Genomic DNA, 17,624 nt, shown 5'->3' with positions numbered 1-17,624 from the left:
ACGTGTGCTGGTTCGATGAGGATGCCCTCGCGCCGCAGCGCAAATACCTGCTCAAGCAGGCGACCAGCACGGTGTACGTGAAGGTCGGCAGCGTGGACACGGTGCTCGACGTCAGCACGCTCTTGCACGGCACGGACAAGGCGACCCTCGCCATGAACGACATCGGCCGTGTGCAGTTGAGCTTGCAGAAGCCGGTGGCCGCCGACACCTATGACGCGAACCCGGCTACGGGCGCGTTCGTGTTGATCGACGAAGCCACGCACCACACGGTGGCAGCGGGCATGATCCGCAGCCTCGCGGCGTAATTATTGCGTATTGCATATTGCGTTACCCGGCGCACGGTCCCCCGGATGGGGCCGGCGCCAATCCTCACGAACCATGGCGACATCATGACGGTGACTTCCTCGCAAACCGGTACGGCGCCGGGCAAGGTCTATCTCGTTGGGGCGGGCCCCGGCGCGGCCGATCTGATCACGGTGCGCGGCGCACGACTGTTGGCTCAGGCCGACGTGGTGCTGCACGACGCGCTGATCGAACCCGAGATGCTGGCGTTGTGCCCGCAGGCCAAGCGCATTGCTGTCGGGAAGCGTTGCGGGAGGCAATCGAGTGCGCAGCACTTCATCAACAAGCAGTTGATTGATCACGCGCGGACCCACGCGCTGGTGGTGCGCTTGAAGGGCGGCGATCCGATGCTGTTCGGTCGCGCCGACGAGGAGTTGCGCGCGCTGGAGGCGGCAGGCATTGCAGTGGAAGTCGTGCCTGGCATTACGGCGGCGCTGGCCAGTGCGGCGGCGCTGGGGCGTTCGCTGACGCTGCGCGGCGTGTCCCGCAGTGTGGCCTTCGCCACGCAAAGCCGTGCGCCCGAGTCGGCCGAGATCGCGGCGCAGGCGTCGGCCGATTCGCTCGTCTATTACATGGGACGAGACAGTGCCCAGCGCATTGCAGTGGAATTGATCGCGGCCGGCAAGCCCGCAGCGACACCCGTGGCGATCGTGGAGGCCGCAACGACATCGCGCGAGCGACGTGTGCGCCTTACGCTGGACGATGTTCGCCAAGGGTTGGCGGCGTCGTGGTTCGACGCGTCGCAGCCGAGTGTCCTGCTCATCGGCGAGGCGTTCGCACATGCGGATGCCGCGTCGTTGCACGAGTGGGCGACGCAGGCGGCGATGGCGGCCTGACGGCGAGCGTCAGGCAGCGTCATTGGTGCCGGTAAAGGTTTACGCAAAACGGCGTCACAGTTCACCCTGTGACGCCGTTTTCTCATTCTGGCGATGCCCTGCCGAGATGAGGCGATTTCCCTCAGCCGCCGTCCATCATCCTGCCGCAATAGTCGGCGAGGGCGTCGAGCACTGTGTCGTCCTCGCCGATGGCGGCGCTCACGCGCAAGTCGAGCTGGGGATGGGCGGCGCGGCAAGCGTCGGCGAGCGCCGGAAGATCACGCCTCACATGGCCACCCTGGCCCAAAAAGACCGGCACCAACGTGATATCGAACGTTCCCCTCGAGGTCATGGTCGCCACGGCGTCGCCGAGGTTCGGTGTCATCAGTTCCAGAAAGGCTAGCTGAACGTCGGCGTCGGGACGCCGGGCGCTCAGCTTGTCGCGCAGACGCTCGAACGGTTCGGCCCAGCGCGGGTCGCGGGATCCGTGGGCGAACAGGACGATGCCGGGTTTGCTGGACATGATCGGCGGCTCAGTGTTTATCGACCCAGCGCAACGCCGCGATGGCGAGCACCAGATAGAGTAACGACGGTAACGCGGCGGTGAACCACGCCGGCCAGGTGTTGAGCAAGCCCAGGTGTGAGAACAGGTTGTTGATCAACTGGAAGCTCATGCCGAGCATGATCCCGCCGAACACCTTCAGGCCGATGGCCCCGGCGCGCGCGTGCAAATAGGCGAATGGCAGCGCCAGCGCCATCATCACGAAGACGGCGAACGGATACAGCAGCTTCTGCCAGAGCGCGAGGCTGTAGCGGTCGGTGTTCTGCTGGTTTTCCTTCAAGTGGCCGATGTAGCTATAGAGGCTGCCGATGGCCATGTTGTCGGGCGAGACCATCAGCACGGGCAGGATCTGCGGTGTGAGTTCCGAGCGCATCTGCACCGTGGCGATATGCACCTGTTTGCTCTGCACCAGGGCGCGCAGCGGATCGGTGCCGGCCGAGGTATCGTCCGTTGCGCTGAAGACCGTTTCGGACACGTCTGTCAGCTTCCAGAAGTTTGGCGCTTCGAACTGCCCCAGCTTGGCCAGTCGCACGCTGTCGAGACGCAACTTGTCGTCGAATTCGTAAATGCGAACGTTGGCAATGGTGTTGTCGGGATTGAGCGTGCCGACGTTGATGAAGCGGGTGACGCGCGAGCCGTCCTGATCGACGGTGTCCTTGACCCAGACACCCGAGCGAAACCCTGCCGAGACCGAACTGCCCAGCGCTTCGAGACGAATCTTCTGCGCGAGTTGCTCGGCATTCGGTGCGACGTACTCGCCAATGACGAAGGTGATCAGCACAATCGGGAAACCGATTTTCAGCAACGAGCGCAACGCCTGACCGGTCGAGAGCCCCGAGACGCGGAAGATCGTGAACTCCGAGTTGCCCGCCAGTTGTGCGCAGACATAGATGGCGGCAATGAGCGCGGCGACCGGAATGATTTCGTACATGCGCTGCGGCGCGAACAGCAGCACGTAGGCGAGGGCATGCTGGAAGCGGTATCCCCCACGGCCGACGTCGCCCAGTTCGCTCACCAGGTCGAAGAAGACGAACAGACCGACGAACGCGAGCAGCACGAACAGGAACGCCAGATAGATCTGGCGAGCAAAGTATTTCTCATAGATGCGCATCAGCGAATCCCTCCCGATGCAGGCATCCCGCCGGACCGGCTGAGACGACGACGTCCGAACAGCCCACGGAAGCGCACGCGGCGCAGGTAAAGCAGCACGATGACAACCATGGCGAGCGCGTGCAACAACCACACGCCGATGGCGAGCGGCATGCGCTCTTGCGCCACCCACGCCTGCGAGAGGCTCAGCAGGTTGGTGTACGCGAGGTAAATGAGCACGGCCATGATCAGGTTGACGGTGCGGCCGTGGCGCGGGTTTTGATAGGCCAGCGGCACGGCGAGCAACACCAGCGCGAGCGCGAGCAGCGGCAGGCCGATACGCCAGACGATCTCGCCGCGGAAGATCGGGTTCTGGATTTCACGGAACAGGCGCAGGGTCGGTACCCCCTTGGTCGGGGTGTTGTCTGTTGGCGCGGCTGCCGGGTTGTCGATCTTCACGCCATAGCGCTCGAACTCCATCACACGGTAATCGGGCTGGCCGGGCACGCCATCGTAGCGACGGCCCTTTTCCAGCACGATGTAGCGATTGCCGTCCTTGGCCGTTTCGATATGCCCCTCTTTCGAGACGACTACGCTGACCTTGCCGTTCTCGGTGCCGGAGACGAAAACGTTGTGCACCTTGGTCGCGTCCGGCGAAACGGTCTCGACAAAGAACACCCGGTGGCTCGCGGCGCTTTCGCGGAACTGGCCCGGCGCGATCATCGAGACGTCGTCGCGTTGGGCGAAGCGGGCTTCGAGCGCGGAGATCTGCTGGTTCGCCCACGGCCAGGCCACGAGTGCGCAGAATGTGATCACGGCCAGATAGGGCGTGGCAAAGCGCAGCACCGGCTTGACGAAGTGGGTGATCGACAGGCCCGAGGCGAACCACACGACCATTTCCGAGTCGCGGTACCAGCGGGTGAGCACGAACAGAATCGAGACGAACAGCGTCACGATCAGAATGATGGCCAGGTAGCCGATCACGGCCAGGCCGATGAGCACGAGGACGTCGCGCGGGTCGGCTTTCCCGGACGCGGCGAAGCCCAGGATGCGGATCATCATCGTGGTGAGCATGACGGTGATCAGCACCATGAAGACGGCCCCGGCGGTGTAGTTCAGCTCGCGCTGCAGGGAACGCTGAAAAATCATGTGATGGCGATTGGGGTGCTCTCGCGGTTGGGCGAGCGGGGAAAAAAGCGGATAATTGCGGATCGTACGAATTTTACCCGAGGAAAGCGCGATGGACTTTAGCACAAAAGCCTTCGATTCGACCAAGGCCGGTCAGGCCGGCCTTGCCAACGCCAAGACGGAGTGTCTGGTGGTCGGTGTGTTCGAGCACCAGCCGCTCGCGGGGCTCGCCAAGGCGCTGGACGTCGTCAGCAAGGGCCTGCTCGCCCGCATGGTCAAGCGTGGAGAACTCGATGGCAAGCTCGGCAGCACGCTGATGCTGCATGAGGTCGCCGGATGGAGCCAGGCACGTGTGCTGTTCGTCGGTCTGGGCCGCGAAGACCAGTTCTCGCCCAAGGGCTTCAACGAAGCCGCGCGCGCCGCCGCGCGCGCGGTGCTGGCGTCGCGTGCGTCCGATGCCATCTGGACACTGCCGCAAGCCGCGGTGGCCAAGCGGGACACCGCCTGGGCCGTGTGCGCCTCGATCCTCGCCCTGCGCGAGGCGACCTACCGTTTCACACAGATGAAGAGCAAGGCCGAGCCGGCCAACACTGCGCTGCGCAAGGTGCTCTTCGCGGTGGCGCCCGAGGACCTGAAAGCGGCCAAGGTCGCGGCCAGGCACGGCGAGGCGATCGCCAACGGCATGGCGCTCACCAAGGACCTGGGCAACCTGCCGGGCAACGTCTGCACGCCGACCTATCTGGCCGATACGGCCCGCAAGCTCGCGCGCGAGTTCAAGCTCAAGGCCGACATCCTCGGGCCGAAGCAGATCGAAGCGCTCAAGATGGGCTCGTTCCTGTCGGTCGCCCGGGGGTCGGTGCAGCCGCCGCAGTTCATCGTGCTCAAGTACGAAGGTGGCGCCGCCAAGCAGGCCCCGATCGTGCTGGTCGGCAAGGGCGTGACGTTCGACTCGGGCGGCATCTCGATCAAGCCCGGTGAAGGCATGGACGAGATGAAGTACGACATGTGCGGCGCGGCCTCTGTGCTCGGAACGATGCGTGCCGTCGCCGAGATGGGCCTCAAGCTCAACGTCATCGCCATCGTGCCGGCCACGGAGAACATGCCGGGCGGGCGTGCGACGAAGCCGGGCGACGTGGTGACCAGCATGTCCGGCCAGACGATCGAAGTGCTCAACACCGATGCCGAAGGCCGCCTGATCCTGTGCGACGCGCTCACCTATGCCGAGCGTTTCAAGCCGGCCGCCGTGATCGACGTCGCCACGCTCACGGGCGCCTGCATCATCGCGCTTGGTCACGTGAACACGGGTCTCTTCTCGAAGAGCGACGCGCTCGCCGACGAACTGCTCGCGGCAGGTCGCACGGCGGGCGACACGGCTTGGCGTTTGCCGGTCGAGGAGGAGTATCAGGAGCAGCTCAAGTCGAACTTCGCCGACATGGCGAACATCGGCGGGCGCCCGGCCGGCAGCGTGACGGCAGCCTGCTTCCTGTCGCGCTTTACCGAGAAGTATGAATGGGCCCACCTCGACATCGCCGGCACGGCATGGAAGAGCGGGGCGGCCAAGGGGGCGACGGGGCGTCCGGTGCCGTTGCTTACGCAATTCCTGATCGATCGCGAAGCCCGGTGACGCGCGTCGACTTCCACACGCACGTGGCGAACCGGCTCGATTACGCGTGCCGGTTCGCGCGCAAGGTCTACGGCGCCGGACAAACGCTCGTGGTCGTCGGTGAGCCCGACGTGCTGCGCGCGTTCGACCAGACGCTGTGGACGTTCTCGCCGCTCGAATTCGTGCCGCATTGCTTCACCCAGGACCCGCTTGCCCCGCAGACACCCGTCGTGCTGGCCGCCCTCGATGAAGAGGTGCAGCATCATCAGGTGCTGCTGAATCTGGCGGGCAGCGTGCCGACGCACTTCGCACGCTTCGAACGCGTGGTCGAGATCGTGGGCGACACGCCGGACGAATTGTCCGGTGCGCGCGAACGCTATCGTTTCTACCGCGATCGCGGCTACACCCTCAACAATTACGACCAGAGAGGCGGATCGTGACGAATGAGCCCGAGCGCACGGACCCCGGCATTCCCACGCTGACCGAAGTGCTCGCCCCCGGGGAGGCAACGCCGGTGCCGGATGCTGACCCGGCCGCGCCGGCAGCCGAGCTGGGTGTGCCGGCCGATGTCGCGGTGTTTGCCGAGCGTGTGAGTGCCCGGCTCACGCTGCAACTGGCCGATGAAATCACGACGATGGTGGAGCGCCGCTGTCACGACGCACTGATCGATCAGACGTCCTGGCTGGTGCAACTGATCGGCAAGCAGGTCGCCGACGCTTTGCAAGCGCAATTGCCGGACCGAATCCGGCAGGCGGTGATCGAAGAGGTCGCGAAGCAGGTTCGTTCGTAGCGCTCGAGGGGCGGTGGTTGCCGACGGGCCTTGCTGTAACGCGCAGCAACGCTTACGGCCGTGCATCCGAGGCCTCAGTGCCCGACGCCTCAATGTCCGAGGCCAAGAATCCAGCGTGCCAGACGGCTCGCCTCGCCCGGGGCGAGCTGTGGGCTGGCGGGCATCGGAATACTTCCCCATTTACCGCGACTGCCGTCCGCAATGGTTCGTGCAAGATCGGCGGCGGCGCCAGGCTGACCTTCGTAACGTTTGGCAATGTCCCGGTAGGACGGCGCGAGCAACGTCCGGTCGACGGCGTGGCAGGTCATGCAATTGCGCTCGCGGGCGAGCTTTTCCATGGCTTGGGCGTTTTGCGTGTATTGCGCCCCCGTGGCCGACGGCGACGGCGGGGTTGTCTGCGCGAGAGCAGCGCCCGCCGCGATCAACAGCCACGCACCGACCATCGCCCCGGCAGACTTGCCGTTGCTTGCCTTCATTCGATACTCCCCGATCGTTCACAGATCCCGATGCGGGGCTGCGTGAGTTGGACGTCCATGGGTTACGACGTTGGGCAGGCGCATCGATGCGCCATTATAAGGCGGCGCGCACAATGCGCGACTCGGCACAAAGGTGCATGAAAAAACGGCACCGTGGCCAGGGAGGCAAGCGGTGCCGTTCGTGCGTTCCAACGTCAAGGTCAGCCCGTGACCGCCCCCTTGTTGGCCGGTTGTGCCAGTGCGGCATACTTTGCCATGACGCCCCGGGTATAACGAGGCGCGGGCGCCTTCCACGCGGCGCGACGCCTTGCCAGTTCATCGTCCGGCACATTCAGTTGCAGCAGCAGCTTGTGCGCGTCGATGGTGATCGAGTCGCCTTCGTGCACGAGGGCAATCGTGCCGCCCACGAACGCTTCGGGCGCCACGTGCCCGACGACCATGCCCCACGTACCGCCCGAGAATCGGCCATCGGTAATGAAGCCGACCGTCTCGCCGAGTCCCTTGCCGATGATTGCCGACGTGGGGGCCAGCATTTCCGGCATACCCGGCCCACCCTTCGGACCGAGGTAGCGAAGCACGAGCACGTCGCCTGCCTGGATCTTGTCGGCGAGGATCGCGTCCATCGCACTTTGCTCGTCGTCGAACACGCGCGCCGGGCCGGTGATGACCGGATTCTTCAGGCCCGTGATCTTCGCGACGGCGCCATCTTCCGCCAGATTGCCCTTGAGGATCGCGAGATGCCCTTCCTTGTAGAGTGCCTTGTCGATGGGGAAGATCACATGCTGGTCGGCACGCGGCACCGACGGCACGTCCTTGAGTTCTTCCGCGAGGGTCCGGCCGGTGATCGTCATGCAATCGCCGTGCAGCAGGCCGGCGTCGAGCAGGATCTTGAGCACTTGCGGAATGCCACCGGCCTTGTGCAAGTCGGTCGCCACGTACTTGCCCGACGGCTTCAGGTCGCACAGGACCGGCACGCGCTCGCGAATGCGCTCGAAGTCGTCGATGCTCCAGTCGATGTCGGCAGCGTGCGCGATAGCGAGATAGTGCAGCACTGCGTTGGTGGAACCGCCCGTGGCCATGATGAGCGCCACTGCATTTTCGATGGACTTGCGCGTGATGATGTCGCGTGGCTTGAGATCTTTCTTGACCGCTTCGATCAGCACGCGCGCCGATTCGGCCGCCGAGTCGACCTTTTCCTGATCGGGGTTGGCCATCGTCGACGAATACAGCAACGACATGCCCAGCGCCTCGAACGACGAACTCATCGTGTTGGCCGTGTACATGCCCCCGCACGACCCGGTCGACGGACACGCATTCTTCTCGATGCCCTTGAAATCGGCCTCGGTCATGCGCCCGGCGGTGAATTCGCCCACGGCCTCGAACGACGAGACGATGGTGAGATCCTTGCCCTTCCAGTTGCCCGGCTTGATGGTGCCGCCGTAGACATAGATGCCCGGCACGTTGATGCGCGCCAGCGCGATCATGCCGCCCGGCATGTTCTTGTCGCAGCCGCCGATCACGACCACGCCGTCCATCCACTGCCCCTGCACGGCGGTCTCGATGCAGTCGGCAATGACTTCGCGCGAGACGAGCGAGTACTTCATGCCCTCCGTGCCCATCGACATGCCGTCGGAAATAGTGGGAGTGCCGAACGTCTGCGGATTGGCCTGATGGGTCTTGATGGCATCGACGGCGGCGTCAGCCAGCCGCTGCAGCCCCGCGTTGCACGGGGTGATCGTCGAATGGCCGTTGGCCACGCCGATCATCGGATTGTCGAAGTCTTCTTCCTTGTAGCCCAGCGCATAGTACATCGAGCGGTTGGGCGAACGGGCCACGCCTTGCGTGACGTTTCGCGAACGACGGTTGAATGCCATGACGGTCTCCGGTGGGGATGCACCACGCCACAGGCTACCGCAGCGTCGCGCACAAGCGTTGTTGTATCACGCTGTCATGCTGGCGGTACGCCCGTCGTCCGGGTGCGCCGCTCAAGGGCATTGCTGCTTCACTACTGCGTCACTTTACGTCAAGTTCTGCGCGGGAGCCGCCGCACGCGACGGCTCCCGTGATTCACGCCGATCGCATCGATCGCACCGACCACTTCAATCGGCGCTTTCGTTGCGCATTCTTTGCGTTATCCGCGCTTGCCCAGCTTCAGTTGCGACAGGTCGCGCACCGCGCCGCGGTCGGCTGAGGTGGCCAGCGCGGCGTACGCTTGCAGTGCTTGCGACACCACACGCTCGCGATTCGCCGGCTGCCATGCCTGGTCGCCACGGGCTTGCATGGCGGCGCGGCGGCGCGCCAGTTCGTCGTCGGACACGGCCAGATGCATCTTGCGCTGGGTGATGTCGATTTCGATCACGTCACCGTCTTCCACCAGACCGATGATGCCGCCTTCGGCCGCTTCCGGCGAGGCGTGGCCGATCACCAGACCCGACGAACCGCCCGAGAACCGGCCATCCGTGAACAGGGCGCACGTCTTGCCCAGCCCCTTTGATTTCAGGTACGAGGTCGGGTACAGCATTTCCTGCATGCCCGGGCCGCCCTTCGGGCCTTCGTAGCGGATCACGACCACATCACCCGGCTGGACCTGATCGCCCAGGATGCCGTCGACGGCATCGTCCTGGCTTTCGTACACGCGCGCACGGCCCGTGAACACCCACTGCGATTCGTCGACGCCGGCCGTCTTCACGATACAGCCCTTCTCGGCGAGGTTGCCGTACAGCACGGCCAGGCCGCCGTCCTTCGTATAGGCGTGTTCCTTGTCGCGGATACATCCGGTTTCCCGGTTCAGATCGAGCGACGGATAGATTGACGACTGGCTGAAGGCGATGGTCGTGGGCACACCGCCAGGGGCGGCGCTGTAGAACGTGTGCGCCTTGTCGCCCGCGTCGGCGGCCACATCCCACTGCGCGATGGCGTTGCCGAGGGTGCCGCTGTGTACGTTGCCGCAAGACGTATCGAGCAGCCCGCCGCGCGCGAGTTCACCCAGAATGCCGATGATGCCGCCCGCACGGTGCACGTCTTCGATGTGGTACTTGTCGGTCGCCGGGGCCGCCTTGCACAGGCAGGGAACCTTGCGCGAGATGCGGTCGATGTCGGCCATCTTGAAGTCGACGCCGGCTTCCTGCGCGGCGGCGAGCAGGTGCAGCACCGTGTTGGTCGAGCCGCCCATGGCCACGTCGAGCGCCATGGCGTTCTCGAACGCTGCCTTGGTCGCGATGTTGCGCGGCAGCACCGAGGCGTCGTCTTCCTGGTAATAGCGACGGCACAGGTCGACCACGAGACGGCCGGCCTGTTCGAACAGCCCGCGGCGCCAGGCGTGCGTGGCGACGATGGTGCCGTTGCCCGGCAACGCGAGACCAATGGCTTCGGTCAGGCAGTTCATCGAGTTGGCGGTGAACATGCCCGAGCACGAACCGCACGTCGGGCAGGCGCTGCGCTCGATTTCCGCGACTTCGGCGTCGCTCACTTTCGGGTCGGCTGCCTTGATCATGGCGTCGATCAGGTCGATCTTGGCGATGACCTGGCCGTCGCCATTCTTGACCTTGCCCGCTTCCATCGGGCCGCCCGAGACGAACACGACCGGAATGTTCAGGCGCATGGCGGCCATGAGCATGCCCGGGGTGATCTTGTCGCAGTTCGAGATGCAGACCATGGCATCGGCGCAGTGCGCGTTGACCATGTATTCCACCGAGTCGGCGATCAGCTCGCGCGACGGCAGCGAGTACAGCATGCCGCCGTGACCCATGGCGATGCCGTCGTCCACGGCGATGGTATTGAATTCCTTGGCTACACCGCCGGCCGCTTCGATCTCCTTGGCGACCACAGCGCCCAGATCGCGCAGGTGCACGTGACCCGGCACGAATTGCGTGAAGGAGTTGACCACGGCGATGATCGGCTTGCCGAAGTCGTCGTCTTTCATGCCGGTGGCGCGCCACAGGGCGCGGGCGCCGGCCATGTTGCGGCCGTGGGTCGAGGTGCGGGAACGGTATTGAGGCATGGTCGTCTCTGGAACGCTGTGCTTGTGGGATGAACGAATACGGGGCCGCCAGGCGACATTCGGTCTGAATTCGCTCTGGATTCGGTCTGGACTTGCGCGTGGCTGGGCAAAGCTGCCATGGCCGCGCGGCACGTCAGCGTCGGCCGGACGTCAAGATTCGTCTTTCCTTGAATGCTTGTCAAATATATTATTTGACTCGGATTGAGTCGAAAAACATATCATGGATCTACGTCAACTTAGGTACTTCGTCGCGGTGGCCGAAGAGCGGCATTTCGGCCGTGCGGCCCAGCGTCTGTCGATGACCCAGCCCCCGCTCTCGCAGCAGATCCGGGCGCTGGAGGCGTCGTTGGGGGCCCCGCTTTTCGTGCGGACCAACCGGTCGGTGGAGCTGACGGCCGTGGGCCGGCAACTACTGCCCGAGGTACGGCGCATTCTGGCGGACGCCGACGCGCTGCCCGCGTTCGCACAGGGGCTGGCGCATGGGGAGGTCGGCACGCTCTCGCTAGGCTTCGTCTCCACGGCGGACTATGGCATTCTGCCGCCGCTGCTGCGCGAGTTCGGCGAGCGCTATCCGCGCGTGCGTCTGCAACTGCTCGAAGCGACGAGCGACGTGCAAGTCGAGGCGCTCATGGATGGACGCATCGACGCCGGCCTCTTCATCCCGCCGGTGCCTGCTCGTTACGCCAACGAACTGTCCTATCTGCCGATCGTGCGCGAACCGCTGATGCTGGCGTTGCCGGCCGGGCGGGGCATGGCTGCCGGCGACGACACCGCTGCCGACGCCCAGCCGGGCGCCCCGGTCAGTCTGGCCGACTTTGCCGACGAACCGCTCGTCATCTTCCCACGGCGCGTGGCGCCGGCGTTCTACGACATCATCATGGGCTGCTACGCCGCACTTGGCCTCACGCCGCGCGTGGGGCAGGAGGCCATTCAAATGCAGACCATCGTGAGCCTGGTGTCGGCGGGCATGGGCGTGGCCCTGGTGCCGCAATCGCTGTGCCATCTGCGCCGCACCGGCGTGACCTATCGCGCGCTGCGCGAGACGAGCACCCTCATCGAGACGGGCCTGCTCTGGCGAACGGCCGAAGTCACCCCGGTCCTCGAAGGATTTCTCGAAACGGCGCGCGCGGTGGCCCATACCCCACCGGGGGCAACGCTGACGAACTGAAGGTCGCTGTGATTGGCGGTGCCCGCCAGGCCGCCGCGATAGGGGGCACTCGTGGTATTGTGCTGCCCATCCCAACGCCTGCCGGTTCAGTTGCCCAGGCGAGCTGTCGCTGGCGTGCCACTCGACGGCAGCAATGGGTTGCCTTGATAGCGCATCCGCCCTCCGACGGAACTTTTGTTCACGAATCGATTCTTCTGATCCATGCTGATTCATCCTCAATTCGACCCGGTCGCGATTCATCTCGGCCCGCTCGCCATCCGCTGGTACGGCCTGATGTACCTGGTCGGCTTCATTCTGTTCCTGGTCGTGGGGCGCGTGCGCGTGCGCCAGCCGTCCATCGCCGCGCAAGGCTGGAAGGTGCAGGATCTCGACGACATGCTGTTCTATGGCGTGCTCGGGGTGATTCTTGGCGGACGTCTCGGCTACGTGCTCTTCTATAAGCCGGCGTTTTATCTGGCGAATCCGATCGACATCTTCAAGGTGTGGGAAGGCGGCATGTCGTTCCACGGCGGCTTCCTTGGCGTGCTCGTCGCGATGTGGCTGTTCACTCGCCGTCGTGGCCATTCGCTGCTTGAAGGCACCGATCTCATCGCACCGATGATCCCGCTGGGGCTCGCTGCAGGTCGTCTGGGCAACTTCATCAACGGGGAATTGTGGGGACGCGTGACGTCACCCGATTCGCGCTTCGCAATGTTGTTCCCGCAATCGGCGGGCGAAGACGTTCAGTGGGCGATGGCGCATCCGCAGGCGATGGCCGATCAGGCGATGGCGGCGGTGTTCGCGCAATTCCACGGGCTGCCCCGCTATCCGTCGCAGTTGTTCGAATTCGCGCTCGAAGGCGTGGCGCTGTTCCTGCTGTTGTGGTTCTTCGCGCGACGCGCGCGGCCAGTGGGCGCGGTGTCCGCCATGTTCCTGGTGGGCTACGGCGTCTTCCGCTTTCTCGCGGAATTCACGCGTGAGCCCGATGCGTTCCTCGGCTTGCTCTCGTTCGGGCTGTCGATGGGCCAATGGCTGTCGATGCCGATGATCGTCGCGGGCATCATCATGCTCGTGTGGGCGTATCGCCGCCGGCCAGCGCGGTCTCGCGCCTAAGGCGTCGGCAGGCGCTGCGCCACAGAGATTCAGCCAACGGGCCGCCGGAGATGTTTCCTCCGGCGGCCCGTTGGCTTTTGGGGCAAGCTTCAGCTCGCCTTGCGCTCGAGCGCGCGCAATGAGGCCATCAGATCAGCGAAGCGCTCTCCCTGCACGGTGACGTGGCCGCGAAGCCGTTCCGATGCCGCGTCGGCATCGCCCGCTTCAATGGCGCGGAAGACGGCGTCATGTTCGGAGAACGATTGGTTCGGCCGGTCGCGTACGCGCAGTTGCAAGCGGCGGTACACGCGCAGTCGTCGGTGCAGCTGCAACGCCGTTTCCTGAAGATAGGTGTTGTGACTGGCCTGATAAATCAACGCGTGGAAATGCGCGTTGACTTCGTAATAAGTGTCGATGTCCCGCGCCTCGGCCGCCGCCCGGCTGGCCTCGTGCGTCTCGCGCAATTCGGCCAGTTCCTCTTCGGTGATGCGGCGCGCGGCGAGGCGCCCGCACATCGATTCGAGTTCCGCCATCACTTCGAACATCTCGCATAAGCGCTGCGGGTCGATCTGCGCGACCACGGCGCCCCGGCGAGGACGAATCTCGATGACCCCCGACGACGCCAATTGAATCAATGCCTCGCGCAGGGGCGTGCGCGACACGCCGAACGCGCTCGCCAGTTCAACTTCGTCGAGACGCATGCCGGGCGGGTACTCGCCCACGGCAATCTTCTCCTCGATCGCCTGGCGTAGCGCTTCCGATCGCTTCGGTTTTACGGTCATGACGCTCTCGCTGGGTTGTGTTTCGGTCCCGTCGCACGGGGCTCAATCGGATTCATGGTTGTCAAAGTAACGCTTGAAGCCCGCCTTGAAGATCGGGGTATACGCCGAAAATGTATTATTTTGATGGTCAATTTGTATACACCATGCTGGATTGACTATACGATTTCATCCCGAGAGCGGCAACTCGCGCACTCGAAATACCAAAAATCAAAGCAGTCATCCGTACATGCAGTGCCGGCGAACCGGTGGTGCACCCGCGGCGGGAAGCAAAACCCGCAGCGGGCGATGTCAGGCACCGGGCTTCGCTGGTTCACCACTGACAGAAGTGACAGGAGACGCCATGGAGACAAATCATTCCCCGCTGCGGCGGCAACTCATGCTCGGTGCCGCATCGGCACTCGCCACCGGCGGCTTGGCCAGCCCATGGGGCAACGCATTCGCGCAGTCCGGCCCGCTCAAGATTTCCCATCAATTCCCCGGCGGCACGCTCACCGAAGGCGACTTCCGCGATCGGCTCTGCCGCAAGTTCGCGCAGGAAGTCGAGAAGCGCACCCACGGCGCGCTGAAGTTTCAGGTCTATCCGGGCAGTTCGCTCATGAAGACTAATGCGCAGTTCTCGGCGCTGCGTCGCGGAGCCCTTGATCTTTCGCTCTATCCGCTGCCCTATGCCGGGGGCGAAGTCCGCGAACTCAACATCGGGCTGATGCCGGGGCTGGTGACGTCCTATGCGCAGGGCGCTGCGTGGCGCCACGGCGAGATCGGCAAGGTGCTCACCGATGTGCTGGCGGAGAAGAACGTCGTGATCGTGAGCTGGGTCTGGCAGGCAGGCGGCGTTGCGAGCCGCGCCAAGCCGCTCGTTTCGCCTGACGACGCCAAGGGGCTCAAGGTGCGCGGCGGCAGCCGCGAGATGGACATGATGCTCAAAGAGGCCGGCGCGGCCGTCATTTCGCTGCCGTCGAACGAACTCTACGCCGCCATGCAGACGGGCGCGATGGACGCGGCGATGACTTCGTCGACGAGCCTGATGTCGTTCCGTCTCGAAGAGGTATCGAAGCATCTGACCACCGGGCGCAACAAGTCGTATTGGTTCATGCTCGAACCGCTGTTGATGTCGAAGCAGGTCTTCGACAAGCTGCCCAAGGACCAACAGCAGGCGATCCTGCAAGTGGGGGCGGAACTTGAGTCGTTCGGCACCGAAGCCGCCAAGGCCGACGATGCGCAGATCGCCAGCGTCTATACCAAGGCCGGCGCGAAGGTCTACGACCTCGACGAGGCAACGGTGATGAAGTGGCGCGACATCGCACGACGCACCGCGTGGAAGGACTACGCGGGCCGATCCGACACCTGCGCGAAACTGCTCGCGCTCGCCCAGCAGGTGCCTGCATGAGTGGGGCCGCCGTGAGCGCGGAACCGGCGGCGGCACGCACTCGCCTGCTGCGGCGGCTCGACGCCCTGTTACAGGGCGTGAGTCGTCTGCTCATGGTCGTGTGCATGTTGGCGCTGGTCGGGGCCGCGCTCGTGCTCAGTTACAGCGTGTTCGCGCGGCACGTGCTCAAGCTCGCCACCGACTGGCAGGACGAAGCCGCTGTGTTCCTGCTGGTCGGCGCGACCTTCGTCTCAGCCGCGCATGTGCAGCATTTGCGTGGGCACATCGGCATCGAAGCGATCACGACCTTGCTCTCGCCGCGCGTGAACCGGGTGCGGCGCTGGTGCGTGGACATGGTCTCGTTCGCTTTCTGCGGCTTTTTCGCATGGAAGTCGTGGACGCTGTTCTGGGAAGCCTATGTCGATGGCCAGACGAGCAGTTCGACGTGGGGGCCGCCCCTGTCGATTCCGTATGGCCTGATGGCCTTCGGCATGACGTTGCTCACGGTGCAATTGCTGTTGCAAGTGGCGATTGGCGCCGGCGAAATGGGAAAACCTGCGGGCCATGACGCACCGCTCGGATCGGATCGTACGGGAGGGCATGCATGAGCGAACTCGGTATCGGATTGCTCTATGGTGGCGCGACGCTCGTCGCCATGTTCTCGGGCATGCCCATCGCATTTGCCCTGGGGGCCGTGGCGGTGGCGTTCATGCTCGGCTTCATGCCGGTCTCGTCGCTCGATACGATCACGCAGAACGTCTATGAGGAGATGGCGAGCATTACGCTGCTTTCGATTCCGCTGTTCATTCTGAAGGGGGCCGCCATCGGCAAGTCACGCGCGGGCCAGGACCTCTATCTGGCATTGCACGCGTGGATGCGCCGGATTCCGGGCGGTCTGGGCATCGCCAATGTGTTCGCCTGCGGGCTGTTCGCCGCGATGGCCGGATCGAGCCCGGCGACGTGCTCCGCGATCGGCAGTGCAGGGATTCCGGAGATGCGCCAGCGCGGCTATTCGCCGGGATTCGCCGCGGGGATCATCGCGGCGGGCGGAACGCTGGGCATTCTGCTTCCGCCGTCGATCACGATGATTCTCTACGCGGTGGCCGCAGAGCAGTCGCTCGGGCGGCTGTTCCTCGCCGGAATCGTGCCCGCGCTGCTGCTGGTGGGGCTTTTCTCTTGCTACGCGGCGTGGCGCTACCGACACGAGTATGCGCGCGCGCAAGTGGCCCTCGCCCGCGACGGCACGCCGTCGCCGTTCCCGAGCGAGCCGCCGGCCACGATGCGCGAGAAGCTGGCGCTGTTGCCGCGCGTGCTGCCGTTCGTGACGCTGCTCATCGGCGTGATGGCGGCGCTCTACGGCGGCTATGCCACGCCGTCGGAGACGGCTGGCCTCGGCGGCCTGCTCGCGATCGGGCTCATCGCCGTGATTTATCGGATGTGGAACCCGCGTCAGCTTGCGCCGATTCTGACCGGCACGTTGCGCGAGTCGACCATGCTCATGTTCATCATCGGCATGTCGCTGCTTTATTCGTACGTAATGAGCTATCTGCACATCAGCCAGTCGGCGGCGCAATGGATCGTGGGGCTGCATTTGTCGCGCTGGGTGCTGCTCACGGCCATTCTGCTGATGGTGGTCGTGCTCGGCTTCTTCCTGCCGCCGGTAAGCATCATCCTGATGACCGCGCCGATCATTCTGCCGCCGCTGCGGGCCGCCGGCTTCGACCTGGTGTGGTTCGGCGTGGTGATGACGATCGTCATGGAATTGGGGTTGATTCATCCGCCCGTAGGACTCAACATCTTCGTCATCAAGAATACGGCGCCCGACATTGCGTTGCGCGACATCGTGTGGGGCGTGATGCCGTTTGTGGTGTTGATGGTGCTGGCCGTGGTCCTCATTTGTGCGTTGCCCGGCTTGTCGCTGTGGTTGCCGGATCGACTGATGGGATGAGAGCGCTTTCACGAAATGCGGCAATATTCGCTGGAGGGTGCGTCATCGCGGTATAGCCGGTGTGCTTGCCTACCCGGGCGCAATGTCAGGAAGCCATGAAGGATGAGCCAATCATGTCAGCCATGTCCGTTCCCGTCTCGTTGAGTCCGTCGGAGATGGACTCAACGATGGCCGCGTCGTCTACCGCGATGGCCTCGTCCTCGCCATCCGCGTCGTCGCCTTCCCAACCGGGGCGGGGCACGCCCGAGACCGTGTCTGACGTGAGCGCGCCGGTACCGTCGCCCAAGCCGTCGCTCGGGGCGCGCCTGGGACAGTGGTTCGGCCGCGGCGGCGGTAAATCGGGGGGGCACGGCGGCGGGCCGAAAGACGGCAAGGACGGTAAAGGGAGCGCCAAGGTCACGCCGGCAACGCTGTCGCCGCGTGCGCAGAGCGCGCTGCGGCGGCAGTTGACGCTGTGCCTGGCGGCGCGGCTGACGGACTCCGC

Annotated in this window: 16 protein-coding genes and 2 pseudogenes; 11 read left to right on the top strand and 7 right to left on the bottom strand. The window is 64.6% G+C overall.

Going from position 1 to position 17,624, the window contains the following annotated elements:
• Positions 1-305, top strand: a pseudogene (locus A985_RS29575) (sulfate adenylyltransferase); the annotation flags it as partial.
• Positions 306-389: 84 nt separating this feature from the next.
• The gene (cobA, locus tag A985_RS26645; RefSeq protein WP_051060341.1) at positions 390-1,178 is read left to right on the top strand and encodes a uroporphyrinogen-III C-methyltransferase; all 789 of its coding nucleotides are present in this window, start codon (positions 390-392) and stop codon (positions 1,176-1,178) included.
• 121 nt (positions 1,179-1,299) lie between these two features.
• Here the strand turns inward: cobA and A985_RS0122220 are convergent, their stop codons facing one another.
• The 3 genes from A985_RS0122220 to lptF are packed head-to-tail and all read right to left on the bottom strand — an operon-like array spanning position 1,300 to position 3,957.
• Positions 1,300-1,680, bottom strand: a complete 381-nt coding sequence (locus tag A985_RS0122220) for a sirohydrochlorin chelatase (RefSeq protein WP_017235583.1) — start codon at positions 1,678-1,680, stop codon at positions 1,300-1,302.
• 10 nt (positions 1,681-1,690) lie between these two features.
• Entirely contained in the window at positions 1,691-2,830 is a 1,140-nt protein-coding gene (gene lptG / locus A985_RS0122215; RefSeq protein ID WP_017235582.1) for an LPS export ABC transporter permease LptG, read from the bottom strand.
• Positions 2,830-3,957 (bottom strand): LPS export ABC transporter permease LptF, encoded by a 1,128-nt coding sequence (gene lptF / locus A985_RS0122210; RefSeq protein WP_017235581.1) that lies wholly within the window; start codon positions 3,955-3,957, stop codon positions 2,830-2,832. Before lptF ends, lptG begins: the two co-directional genes overlap by 1 nt.
• A 91-nt stretch (positions 3,958-4,048) precedes the next feature.
• Here lptF and A985_RS0122205 point away from each other — a divergent pair, with 91 nt between their 5' ends.
• From A985_RS0122205 to A985_RS26640, 3 genes are read left to right on the top strand one after another with little or no spacing between them, the layout of a single operon-like run.
• Positions 4,049-5,560 (top strand): leucyl aminopeptidase, encoded by a 1,512-nt coding sequence (locus tag A985_RS0122205; RefSeq protein WP_017235580.1) that lies wholly within the window; start codon positions 4,049-4,051, stop codon positions 5,558-5,560.
• Entirely contained in the window at positions 5,557-5,979 is a 423-nt protein-coding gene (locus A985_RS0122200) for a DNA polymerase III subunit chi (RefSeq protein WP_017235579.1), read from the top strand. Before A985_RS0122205 ends, A985_RS0122200 begins: the two co-directional genes overlap by 4 nt.
• Complete coding sequence (locus A985_RS26640; RefSeq protein ID WP_017235578.1) at positions 5,976-6,329, top strand: DUF2486 family protein; 354 nt, start codon at positions 5,976-5,978, stop codon at positions 6,327-6,329. Before A985_RS0122200 ends, A985_RS26640 begins: the two co-directional genes overlap by 4 nt.
• Positions 6,330-6,418: 89 nt before the next feature.
• Here A985_RS26640 and A985_RS26635 read toward each other — a convergent pair whose 3' ends face one another.
• From A985_RS26635 to ilvD (A985_RS0122180), 3 genes are all read right to left on the bottom strand, one after another.
• Positions 6,419-6,805, bottom strand: coding sequence for a c-type cytochrome (locus tag A985_RS26635; RefSeq protein ID WP_017235577.1), 387 nt, complete (start codon positions 6,803-6,805; stop codon positions 6,419-6,421).
• 200 nt (positions 6,806-7,005) lie between these two features.
• Complete coding sequence (gene ilvD / locus A985_RS0122185) at positions 7,006-8,679, bottom strand: dihydroxy-acid dehydratase (RefSeq protein ID WP_017235576.1); 1,674 nt, start codon at positions 8,677-8,679, stop codon at positions 7,006-7,008.
• Between the two features lie 257 nt (positions 8,680-8,936).
• Positions 8,937-10,805, bottom strand: coding sequence for a dihydroxy-acid dehydratase (ilvD, locus tag A985_RS0122180; protein WP_026132292.1), 1,869 nt, complete (start codon positions 10,803-10,805; stop codon positions 8,937-8,939).
• A gap of 220 nt (positions 10,806-11,025) precedes the next feature.
• Here ilvD (A985_RS0122180) and A985_RS0122175 point away from each other — a divergent pair, with 220 nt between their 5' ends.
• Together A985_RS0122175 and lgt are read left to right on the top strand one after the other, a co-directional pair.
• Complete coding sequence (locus tag A985_RS0122175; protein ID WP_017235574.1) at positions 11,026-11,973, top strand: LysR family transcriptional regulator; 948 nt, start codon at positions 11,026-11,028, stop codon at positions 11,971-11,973.
• A gap of 201 nt (positions 11,974-12,174) precedes the next feature.
• Positions 12,175-13,065, top strand: a complete 891-nt coding sequence (gene lgt / locus A985_RS0122170) for a prolipoprotein diacylglyceryl transferase (protein WP_017235573.1) — start codon at positions 12,175-12,177, stop codon at positions 13,063-13,065.
• An 89-nt stretch (positions 13,066-13,154) separates the two neighbouring features.
• Here lgt and A985_RS0122165 read toward each other — a convergent pair whose 3' ends face one another.
• On the bottom strand, positions 13,155-13,826 hold the full coding sequence (locus A985_RS0122165; protein WP_017235572.1) for a GntR family transcriptional regulator: 672 nt from the start codon (positions 13,824-13,826) through the stop codon (positions 13,155-13,157).
• A 340-nt stretch (positions 13,827-14,166) separates the two neighbouring features.
• Between A985_RS0122165 and dctP the strand changes: the two genes are divergently transcribed.
• From dctP to A985_RS28375, 4 genes and pseudogenes are all read left to right on the top strand, one after another.
• A complete protein-coding gene (gene dctP, locus A985_RS0122160; RefSeq protein WP_017235571.1) occupies positions 14,167-15,213 on the top strand; it encodes a TRAP transporter substrate-binding protein DctP in 1,047 nt (348 codons plus the stop codon).
• Positions 15,210-15,800 (top strand): TRAP transporter small permease, encoded by a 591-nt coding sequence (locus A985_RS0122155; protein WP_017235570.1) that lies wholly within the window; start codon positions 15,210-15,212, stop codon positions 15,798-15,800. Before dctP ends, A985_RS0122155 begins: the two co-directional genes overlap by 4 nt.
• Positions 15,797-17,140 (top strand): TRAP transporter large permease, encoded by a 1,344-nt coding sequence (locus A985_RS0122150; RefSeq protein ID WP_017235569.1) that lies wholly within the window; start codon positions 15,797-15,799, stop codon positions 17,138-17,140. The genes A985_RS0122155 and A985_RS0122150 overlap by 4 nt, the downstream gene beginning before the upstream one ends.
• 113 nt (positions 17,141-17,253) lie before the next feature.
• A pseudogene (locus A985_RS28375) lies at positions 17,254-17,624 on the top strand (hypothetical protein); the annotation flags it as partial.

Origin of the sequence: Pandoraea sp. B-6, assembly GCF_000282835.1 — a bacterium.
In the GTDB taxonomy this organism is placed as follows: Bacteria; Pseudomonadota; Gammaproteobacteria; order Burkholderiales; family Burkholderiaceae; genus Pandoraea; species Pandoraea cepalis.
Note: the sequence above shows the minus strand (reverse complement) of the source record. Positions and strands in the feature narration are given on the sequence as shown.

Bases quoted from the DNA above. Each gene is read 5' to 3' on its own strand.
- cobA (WP_051060341.1), top strand. From the start codon at position 390: ATGACGGTGACTTCCTCGCAAACCGGTACGGCGCCGGGCAAGGTCTAT.
- lptF (WP_017235581.1), bottom strand. From the start codon at position 3,957: ATGATTTTTCAGCGTTCCCTGCAGCGCGAGCTGAACTACACCGCCGGG.
- A985_RS0122205 (WP_017235580.1), top strand. From the start codon at position 4,049: ATGGACTTTAGCACAAAAGCCTTCGATTCGACCAAGGCCGGTCAGGCC.
- A985_RS26635 (WP_017235577.1), bottom strand. From the start codon at position 6,805: ATGAAGGCAAGCAACGGCAAGTCTGCCGGGGCGATGGTCGGTGCGTGG.
- ilvD (WP_017235576.1), bottom strand. From the start codon at position 8,679: ATGGCATTCAACCGTCGTTCGCGAAACGTCACGCAAGGCGTGGCCCGT.
- A985_RS0122150 (WP_017235569.1), top strand. From the start codon at position 15,797: ATGAGCGAACTCGGTATCGGATTGCTCTATGGTGGCGCGACGCTCGTC.
- lptG (WP_017235582.1), bottom strand. From the start codon at position 2,830: ATGCGCATCTATGAGAAATACTTTGCTCGCCAGATCTATCTGGCGTTC.
- dctP (WP_017235571.1), top strand. From the start codon at position 14,167: ATGGAGACAAATCATTCCCCGCTGCGGCGGCAACTCATGCTCGGTGCC.
- A985_RS0122175 (WP_017235574.1), top strand. From the start codon at position 11,026: ATGGATCTACGTCAACTTAGGTACTTCGTCGCGGTGGCCGAAGAGCGG.
- ilvD (WP_026132292.1), bottom strand. From the start codon at position 10,805: ATGCCTCAATACCGTTCCCGCACCTCGACCCACGGCCGCAACATGGCC.
- lgt (WP_017235573.1), top strand. From the start codon at position 12,175: ATGCTGATTCATCCTCAATTCGACCCGGTCGCGATTCATCTCGGCCCG.
- A985_RS0122220 (WP_017235583.1), bottom strand. From the start codon at position 1,680: ATGTCCAGCAAACCCGGCATCGTCCTGTTCGCCCACGGATCCCGCGAC.
- A985_RS0122155 (WP_017235570.1), top strand. From the start codon at position 15,210: ATGAGTGGGGCCGCCGTGAGCGCGGAACCGGCGGCGGCACGCACTCGC.
- A985_RS0122165 (WP_017235572.1), bottom strand. From the start codon at position 13,826: ATGACCGTAAAACCGAAGCGATCGGAAGCGCTACGCCAGGCGATCGAG.